The organism is Pseudomonas sp. yb_5, assembly GCF_043103865.1.
In the GTDB taxonomy this organism is placed as follows: domain Bacteria; phylum Pseudomonadota; class Gammaproteobacteria; order Pseudomonadales; family Pseudomonadaceae; genus Aquipseudomonas; species Aquipseudomonas putida_Y.
In genome coordinates this window covers 22,813-30,808 of sequence record NZ_JBICKE010000059.1, presented here as the reverse complement: position 1 = coordinate 30,808, position 7,996 = coordinate 22,813, and the positions used below count along the sequence as shown (strand labels likewise).

9 protein-coding genes are annotated in these 7,996 nt (G+C 62.6%); 7 read left to right on the top strand and 2 right to left on the bottom strand.

All coding sequences use genetic code 11. The features are described 5' to 3' along the window. Positions 1-123: 123 nt before the first annotated feature. The 7 genes from ACF8GF_RS08835 to ACF8GF_RS08805 all read left to right on the top strand — a co-directional run bounded on the left by ACF8GF_RS08835 (position 124) and on the right by ACF8GF_RS08805 (position 5,222). The gene (locus ACF8GF_RS08835; protein WP_392488499.1) at positions 124-330 is read left to right on the top strand and encodes a hypothetical protein; all 207 of its coding nucleotides are present in this window, start codon (positions 124-126) and stop codon (positions 328-330) included. A gap of 38 nt (positions 331-368) precedes the next feature. Beyond that, positions 369-1,307, top strand: coding sequence for a 2-hydroxyacid dehydrogenase (locus tag ACF8GF_RS08830; protein WP_392519738.1), 939 nt, complete (start codon positions 369-371; stop codon positions 1,305-1,307). 51 nt (positions 1,308-1,358) lie between these two features. Next, positions 1,359-2,147: a PhzF family phenazine biosynthesis protein gene (locus tag ACF8GF_RS08825; RefSeq protein WP_392488497.1), complete on the top strand. Its 789-nt coding sequence runs from the start codon at positions 1,359-1,361 to the stop codon at positions 2,145-2,147. 66 nt (positions 2,148-2,213) lie between these two features. After that, complete coding sequence (locus ACF8GF_RS08820) at positions 2,214-2,621, top strand: GFA family protein (RefSeq protein ID WP_176685135.1); 408 nt, start codon at positions 2,214-2,216, stop codon at positions 2,619-2,621. A 127-nt stretch (positions 2,622-2,748) separates the two neighbouring features. Continuing rightward, complete coding sequence (locus tag ACF8GF_RS08815; protein WP_003254365.1) at positions 2,749-3,087, top strand: FKBP-type peptidyl-prolyl cis-trans isomerase; 339 nt, start codon at positions 2,749-2,751, stop codon at positions 3,085-3,087. 234 nt (positions 3,088-3,321) lie between these two features. Further along, the gene (locus ACF8GF_RS08810) at positions 3,322-3,984 is read left to right on the top strand and encodes a histidine phosphatase family protein (protein WP_392488496.1); all 663 of its coding nucleotides are present in this window, start codon (positions 3,322-3,324) and stop codon (positions 3,982-3,984) included. 44 nt (positions 3,985-4,028) lie between these two features. Next, positions 4,029-5,222 (top strand): D-amino acid dehydrogenase, encoded by a 1,194-nt coding sequence (locus tag ACF8GF_RS08805; protein ID WP_392461838.1) that lies wholly within the window; start codon positions 4,029-4,031, stop codon positions 5,220-5,222. 118 nt (positions 5,223-5,340) lie between these two features. Here ACF8GF_RS08805 and ACF8GF_RS08800 read toward each other — a convergent pair whose 3' ends face one another. Both ACF8GF_RS08800 and ACF8GF_RS08795 read right to left on the bottom strand, forming a co-directional pair. Then, a complete protein-coding gene (locus ACF8GF_RS08800; protein ID WP_003254359.1) occupies positions 5,341-6,069 on the bottom strand; it encodes an aspartate/glutamate racemase family protein in 729 nt (242 codons plus the stop codon). 16 nt (positions 6,070-6,085) lie between these two features. Continuing rightward, positions 6,086-7,618 (bottom strand): NCS1 family nucleobase:cation symporter-1, encoded by a 1,533-nt coding sequence (locus ACF8GF_RS08795; protein ID WP_392488495.1) that lies wholly within the window; start codon positions 7,616-7,618, stop codon positions 6,086-6,088. Positions 7,619-7,996: the final 378 nt, after the last annotated feature.

Below are 7,996 nucleotides of genomic sequence, written 5' to 3'. Positions count from 1 at the left end.
AATACATGCGCTCCTATCATCCGGCCCCTGCGCTGCGCTCCGGGGTCCCCTCACTCCGGCCTTGCTCCCGGCAGGACCGCGCCGAAGGCCCCATCCTGGGGCCTCAGCGCTTGACGGGCATCCATGCCCGTCACCTGCCTCCGCAAGGCCTGCGTTCGGCCTCCTGAAGTCGCGAAGATCAAGATCAAGATCAAGATCAAGATCAAGATCAACAGCAACAGCAACAGCAACAGCAACAGCAACAGCAACAGCAACGCAGCAACGCAGCAACGCAGAAACAGCACAGTACAGTTTTGCCTTGTTATTTCCATTGACTGTACCGGTCGGTGACTCCGCATAATGACGCCTCGAATTCACCCGGAGGTGGCATGCGCAAGACAGTCCTGGTACTGGTGGAAACCGTCGACGATTACCTGCCCATGCTGGAGCAGGCCGGTTACCACCTGATCCGTGCCCCTTCGCCGAAACTGCGCGCCGATGCCATTCATCGCCACGCCGAAGAAATCGATGCGGTCCTCACCCGTGGGCCGCTGGGGCTATCCGCCGCCGAAATTGACGCATTACCCAGATTGCAGATCATCTGCGTGATCGGCGCCGGCTACGAGCAGGTCGACCTGGCCGCCGCCGCTGCCCGCGGCATAACCGTCACCAATGGCGCAGGGGCCAATGCCGCGGCCGTCGCCGACCACACCCTGGCCCTGCTGCTGGCGCTGCTGCGCGACATCCCCCGTGCCGATGCCAGCACGCGGCGCGGTGAATGGAACCGGGTGATCAGCCCCTCGGTGAGTGGCAAGCGCCTAGGCATTCTCGGCCTCGGCGCAGTAGGGCTGGCGATCGCCAAGCGGGCCCACTTGGGCTTCGACATGCACGTCAGCTACCACAGCCGCACAGCACGCCAGGGGGTGCCCTATACCTGGCACGACAGCCCACGACACTTGACTGAAGCCGTCGACATCCTGGTGGTGGCCACCCCCGGTGGCGCCAACACCCGGCATCTGGTCGATGCCCACGTCCTTCAGGCCCTGGGGGCTGACGGTTATCTGGTGAACATCGCCCGTGCCAGCGTGGTCGACACGCAGGCCCTGATTGCTGCATTGCAGCGTGGCCAGCTGGCTGGCGCCGCGCTGGATGTATTCGATGACGAGCCGGCAGTGCCCGATGCACTCAAGGCCTTGCCCAACACCGTGCTCACACCCCACGTGGCTGGCCAATCGCCAGAAGCCGCGCGCGACACGGTGGCCTTGGTGCTACGCAACCTGCAGGCGTTCTTTGCCGGTGAGCCAGTTTTGACCCCGGTACGCCCGTAACCCTTTTCCAGATATCTGCCTGGCAGCGCCCGGGCAACAAGGAGTGTGTGCATGCAACTCGAAATATTCCAGGTCGATGCCTTTTCCACTGAACCGTTCGGTGGCAACCCGGCCGCAGTGATCCCGCTGGACAGCTGGCTGCCGGACGATGTGCTGCAGCGCATTGCCGAAGAAAACAACCTGTCAGAAACAGCCTACTTCGTGCGCAACGGCGAAACGTTTGACTTGCGTTGGTTTACCCCCGCCGTGGAGGTCGACCTGTGCGGCCATGCTACCTTGGCCTCGGCTTACGTGCTGTTCGAGCAACTGGGTGAGCAGGCGCAAGTGCTGCGCTTCAATACCCGCAGTGGCGAGTTGCGCGTCAGCCGTGGCACTGATGGCCTGCTGGCCATGGACTTCCCGGCCAAGCAACCCGTAGCGGTGGACATACCGGCGGGCTTGTTGCAGGCGCTGGGCTTGAGCCAGGCTCAGGTGGTTTACCACAGTGACGATTATGTGGTGCTGATCGATGACGCCTTGCTGCTCGATACGTTGAACCCAGATTTTGTTGCACTGTCGGCCTTCGACGTCCGTGGCATTGCCGTGACCGCGGCAGGGCGTGGCTTTGACTTCGTCACCCGCTGGTTCGGCCCGCGGGTTGGTGTGAATGAAGACCCGGTAACCGGTTCGGCACACACCTCGCTGGCGCCGGTATGGGCCCAGAGGCTGGGCAAGAAGGTGCTGAACTGCGAGCAGGGCGGGGCACGCAAAGGGCAATTGCAGTGTGAAGTGCCGGGCAATGGCCGCGTAATCATCAGTGGGCGGGCGGCGTTGTACCTGCGGGGCAATGTGTACATCTAGTATGGCGTGTGATGCCCTGGGGGCTTCTATAATTGCAGGCCCATCTTTCCGTTCAAGGAGCCACCCATGGACCTGGAAAAACACGGCACCTGCCTGTGCGGCGACACGCGGCTGACGGTCAGCGTCGACAATACCCATATCAGCGCTTGTCATTGCAGCATGTGCCGCAAGTGGACCGGTGGCCCGCTGCTGGTGGTGCACTGCAGCAAGCCTCCGCTGATCGAAGGGCGTGCGCCGAGCGTCTATGATTCGTCCGACTGGGCCCAGCGTGCTTTCTGTGGCCGCTGTGGTACGCACCTGTACTACCGGCTCAAGGCCAACGACTTCCACGCCGTGCCGGTCGGCCTGCTCGATGGCGACCAAGCCTGGGATTTCGACCTGCAGATCTTCGTCGAACAGAAACCCGCGTGGTACTGCTTCGCCAATCAGACCAAGGAGCTGTCCGGCCAAGAGGTGTTCGAGCAGAACAGCTGATTCAACGTCATGTTGTACGGGGGCATTCCGTCGGCGAATGCCTCCATACAATTCTGCGTGAACTTGCCAAACCGGTGCATTCCTGAGAAAAGGGCGGTTTTTTTTTTTCAGCGTTTGGAGTGTACCCGTGAGCCAAGAACTGCAGATCATCGACCTGGTCGAGGGAGACGGCAAAGCCGCCGTCAAAGGTGCCCTGATCACCACCCAGTACACCGGCTGGCTGGCCGATGGCAGCGAGTTCGACTCGTCCTGGTCGCGCGGTAAGCCGTTTCAGTGCGTAATCGGTACCGGCAGGGTAATCAAAGGCTGGGACCAAGGCCTGATGGGTATGCGCGTTGGCGGCAAGCGCAAGCTGCTGGTACCGGCGCACCTGGGCTATGGCGAACGCAGCGTAGGGGCGATCCCACCGAATTCGGACCTGACCTTCGAGATCGAACTGCTGGAAGTGCTCACGCGGGATGATTGAGTGGGCACGTTGCAACCCGAAATTCTTGCACCTTACACAATTGCGCAACACCCAGCCCCTAATCTAGGCCTTGCCTAGGGAACGGCATCCACCTCCAGGGAGGAACCAAACGGGTTCGGGGCACTCTGACCCTCACGCGTTGCCAGGGATGGCATTCACTACATGGGCGCCCTGCAACTGGCCGGGCGATGTGGCGGGTAAACCCGATTTTCTCTGCCACACGAGCCTGCCTTGATGAAGTTGCCAACACTCTTCCGCCGTCGCCGTCACTTGCTGCTGAGTCTGTTGCTCACAGCCATCGCCGTACCGTTGGCGCTGGAGGCTGTCGAAAGCCGGGCACGACCGGTGGATGGCACCCAGACCCTGGTGTTTCTGCGTCATGGCGAGAAGCCGGGCGAGGGGCTCGGGCAGTTGAACTGCCAGGGCCTCAACCGTGCACTGGACCTGGCCAGTGTACTGCCCGAGCGCTTCGGCAAGGCCGACTACGTGTTTGCCGCCAACCCCACGCGGCATGTCGAGGAAGGCAGCCGGGACGAAAGCTACAGCTATATCCGCCCATTGATGACCATCACCCCCAGTGCCATCCGCCTCGGCTTGCCGGTGAATATCGACTACGGCGCCAACGACACTGCTGAACTGGCCGATGAGTTGCTGAGCGACAAGTACCGCAATGCGACCATCTACACTGCCTGGTCCCACGGCTACCTGCCGGAACTGATCAACACCGTGGCCGGCAAGGCCCTGGGGGAGGAGCGGGTGATCACCGAGGATTGGAGCGGCGAAGACTTCGACACGCTCTATGTACTGACCCTGACCTGGCAAAACGGCAAAGCCAGCCTGCTGAGCCGTAATGTGCGCCAAGGCCTGAATGACGGTGCGCATAGCTGCCCGACCTGATCCGCTGGTACTGTTTGGCAAGGAAGCTGGAACAGGGATGAGCGATGAAACAGCGGGTAACGGTGATCGGTGGTGGAGTGGTGGGCCTGGCGACGGCTTACGCGCTGGTTCGGGAAGGGTGGTCGGTTGACCTGATCGAGGCCCGCGACAGCCTGGCGTCGGCCACCAGCTTTGCCAATGGCGGGCAATTGTCCTATCGCTATGTGGCGCCGCTGGCTGATGCCGGGGTGCCGTGGCAGGCGCTGGGCTGGCTGTTGCAGGGCGAGTCGCCATTGCGATTGCGCTTGCGCATGGACCCGGCCCAGTGGCGCTGGCTGCTGGCATTCACCCTGGCTTGCCGGCGAAGCGTCAATCGCCGTAATGCCGGGCAATTGCTTGAGCTGGCGCTTTACAGTCAGGCCGTTCTGGCGCAATGGCGCGAGGACCAGAACCTGGGGGATTTTGCCTGGCGGCGCAATGGCAAGCTGGTGGCATTTCGCAGTGAACGGGCCTTTGCCCAAGGCCGGGAACAGTTGGCGGACCCGTCCAGTCAGCAGGTGCTGGCGGCTACCGAGCTGCGCGGGCTGGAGCCTGCCCTGGATGGCGCACCGTTTGTGGGTGGCGTGTTCACGGCGGGCGAAGAGGTTGGCGATTGTCACGTGTTTTGCTTGCGGCTGGAGGCGCTGTTGCGCGCGTCGGGCCAGTGCCATTTCCTGCTTGGCCGGCCGGTGACGCAATTGCTTCAGCGCCAGGGCCAGGTCGTGGCACTGCAACTGGGCGATCAGCAGCTGGACGTGGAGCAGTTGGTGCTGTGTGCCGGGCATCGCGGCCCAGGCTTGGCATTACCGGGGGTGCAGATACCAGTCTACCCGCTGAAGGGCTATAGCCTGACGGCACCGATCAGCGCCGCGCACCTGCCCCCGGAGGTGAGCCTTACCGACTATGAGCGCAAGATCGTCTACGCCCGCCTGGGGCAGCAGCTGCGGGTAGCGGCGATGGTGGACATTGTCGGGTTCGATGAGTCGGTGGACATGCGCCGTTTGCAGAGCATGCGGCGGCTGGCGCTGGAGACGCTGCCGAGGGCGGCGGATTATGGCCAGGCGGTGGAGTGGGCGGGGATGCGGCCGGCGACACCGACCGGGGTGCCGATCATCGGTGGGACGGTGTACCGCAACCTGTGGCTGAACCTGGGGCATGGGGCGTTGGGATTCACCTTGGCCTGTGGCAGTGCGCAGCGTTTGGCCAGGATGATGCGTTAAGCGGGCCGGCCTCTTCGCGGCTAAAGCCGCTCCTACGAGGACCCCACGGTATTCAGGCTTGCGCTGGTCCTGTAGGAGCGGCTTTAGCCGCGAAGAGGCCGGTACAGGCGAAGGATATCTAGCGGCCGAAGCGCATCGGCCATCCCACCACTTTCTTCGCCCGTGGCGTCGCATAGGTGCGCACTTTGGACGTGCTCAAGCCCATGCGCACCAGCGATTCGGCAATGGTCACCGCTGCACTCACACCATCCACCACCGGCACGCCGGTACGTTGGCGAATCTGCTCGTCCAGCCCGGCCATGCCGCCACAACCCAGGCAGATCACCTCGGCCTTGTCGTCACGCACTGCGCGTTCGGCCTGCTCGACAATCGCCTCCACGGCCCGCAGCGGGTCGGCTTCCAGTTCCAGCACCGCCAGCCCGCTGGCTCGCACCGAGGCGCAGCGGTCATACAGGCCCGAGAGCTTCAGGCGGTCCTCGATCAATGGCACGGTGCGGTCAAGCGTGGTTACTACGGAATAGGCGTGGCCCAGGTACATTGCTGTGCTGGCGGCGGCGTCAGTAATGTCCACCACAGGCACGTTAAGCAGTTCCTGCAGGCCTTCGCGGCCGTGTTCGCCATAACCGGCCTGGATCACGGCATCGTAAGGCCCTTCAAAGGCCAGGACCCGGTCCATCACCGCGATGGCCGCCAGGTAGCTCTCGAAGTTGCCCTCCACCGACTCGGCGCCGAACCAGGGTGTGAGGCCGACGATTTCGGTACCGGGTGCGGCCACCGCACGGGCCTGCTCGGCAATGGCCTGGGTAATGGCTTCGGTGGTGTTGACGTTGGCGATCAGAATACGCATGGGCAGTCCTCCTTGATCAATGGCCGCTGTGGTCGACGGCGATGCACTCGCCGCTGACGTCGTGGTAATGGCGGTTACGTGGCGCGATCAGCAGGTACAGGGTGGCGGCGATGCCGGCACCGATCAGCCAGGAGAACGGCGCGATACCGTGGAAGTTGGGCACCAGGGCCAGCACGATGGCCAGCAGTGCGGCCGGCACGAAGGCGGCCACGGCGCGCAGGTTGATGCCCTTGCTGTAGTGATAGGCACCGGCCGGGTGCTCGGTATACAGCTCTGGCACGTTGATGCAGCCTTTGCGCAGCAACCAGTAGTCGGACATGATCACGCCGTACAGCGGGCCGAGCAGGGCGCCCAGGCCCGACAGGAAGTACACGATCACCAGCGGGCTGTTGTACAGGTTCCAGGGCAGGATCAGCACCGCCAGGGTGGCGCTGATCAGCCCGGCACGGCGGAAGTTCAGGTGGCGCGGCGCCAGGTTGCTGAGTACGAAGGCCGGGGCGACGAAGTTGGCCATGATGTTCACCGCCACGGTGACGATCAGGAAGGCCAGGCAGCCGAGCACCAGGAATGGCGTGCTGGGTATGGCGGCGACGATCTGCGTCGGGCTGTCGATGATCTGGCCGTTGATCTGGAACTGCGCGCCGCACAGCACCACGGTGATCACGGCGAATACCAGGATGTTCACCGGCAGGCCCCAGAAGTTGCCGACGCGGATGGTCTTGCGGCAAGGCGAGGAGCGGGCGAAGTCACAGAAGTTCAGCACCAGGGTGCCGTAGATCGCCAGCCACAGTGCGCCGCCGGCAAAGATGTTGCGCCACATCTCATAGCCGGTCAGCGGGGTAGCCACCGACCAGGCAATGCGCGCGTCGGCCTTGACGTACATGAACACCGCCAGTGCGGCGACGGTCAGCAGGATCACAGGCCCGGCAAAGGCCTCGTAACGGCGCACCATCTCCATGCCGTAGGCCAGGATCACCAGCTGCACCAGCCAGATCGACACGAAACACACCCAGCCCAGGCTCGACAGGCCGAGGATGCTGTCGTGGTCGTAGGCTGCCAGTTGCGGCCACACGGCGGTGAGCAGCACCCGCAGCACCACCGATGCCAGGTAGGTCTGGATGCCGAACCAGGCGATGGCGATGATGGCTCGGATCAGCGCCGGTATCTGCGCGCCGTGGATGCCGAAGGCAATGCGGCTGATGACCGGGAACGGTACCCCGGTTTTCTGCCCCATGTAACCCGACAGGTTCATGAAGAAGTACACCAGTGCCGCGCCGATGGCCAGCGACAACAGAATTTGCCAGCCGCCCAGGCCGAGGGCGAACAAGCCCATGGCGAACGAGTAGTTGGCGATATTGTGCACATCGTTTGTCCACAGCGCGAAGATGCTGTAGCCGCCCCAGCGACGGCCTTCCATACGCGTTGGCGCCAGGTCGCGGTTATGCAGGCGCGGGCTGAGAACAAGGTCCGGCTGGTGGCCGGCAAGCGTGGACGCGGGGTGTGTGCTGGCGACGGATTGTTCAGGGGCAAGGTCGAGGCTGCTACTCATTCCGGCGGGCTCCTGATGCACATGGACTGCGATGAGCGGGCATGCGCACGGGCTCGCCATCTCGTCGGTGCAGCGTTGGCATCACAGGGTTGTGGGCGCGGCGGCCGATATTGGGTCGGCGTCGCGGATTCTTGTGTATCTATGTTTTGTTTAAGTTGTATACAAAACACGAACGCACAAAAGCGAGTTCCATGCCAAGGGAAGAGCAGGTTTCAGCAGGCGATCATTTCGAACTTATCTTGTTAAAAGGTAAGTTAATGAAATACAGAGAATATAAGTTGACCAAGTGAACAAGTTATATTTTTTGAAAGATTGATTAGTTGATCATTTGGTCAAAATAACGGGTGGAAAGTGTGTAACGAATTGGGGCGCTGCTGA

Coding starts and splice junctions, on each gene's coding strand:
- ACF8GF_RS08835 (WP_392488499.1), top strand. CDS start 124: ATGCCCGTCACCTGCCTCCGCAAGGCCTGCGTTCGGCCTCCTGAAGTC.
- ACF8GF_RS08830 (WP_392519738.1), top strand. CDS start 369: ATGCGCAAGACAGTCCTGGTACTGGTGGAAACCGTCGACGATTACCTG.
- ACF8GF_RS08825 (WP_392488497.1), top strand. CDS start 1,359: ATGCAACTCGAAATATTCCAGGTCGATGCCTTTTCCACTGAACCGTTC.
- ACF8GF_RS08820 (WP_176685135.1), top strand. CDS start 2,214: ATGGACCTGGAAAAACACGGCACCTGCCTGTGCGGCGACACGCGGCTG.
- ACF8GF_RS08810 (WP_392488496.1), top strand. CDS start 3,322: ATGAAGTTGCCAACACTCTTCCGCCGTCGCCGTCACTTGCTGCTGAGT.
- ACF8GF_RS08805 (WP_392461838.1), top strand. CDS start 4,029: ATGAAACAGCGGGTAACGGTGATCGGTGGTGGAGTGGTGGGCCTGGCG.
- ACF8GF_RS08800 (WP_003254359.1), bottom strand. CDS start 6,069: ATGCGTATTCTGATCGCCAACGTCAACACCACCGAAGCCATTACCCAG.
- ACF8GF_RS08795 (WP_392488495.1), bottom strand. CDS start 7,618: ATGAGTAGCAGCCTCGACCTTGCCCCTGAACAATCCGTCGCCAGCACA.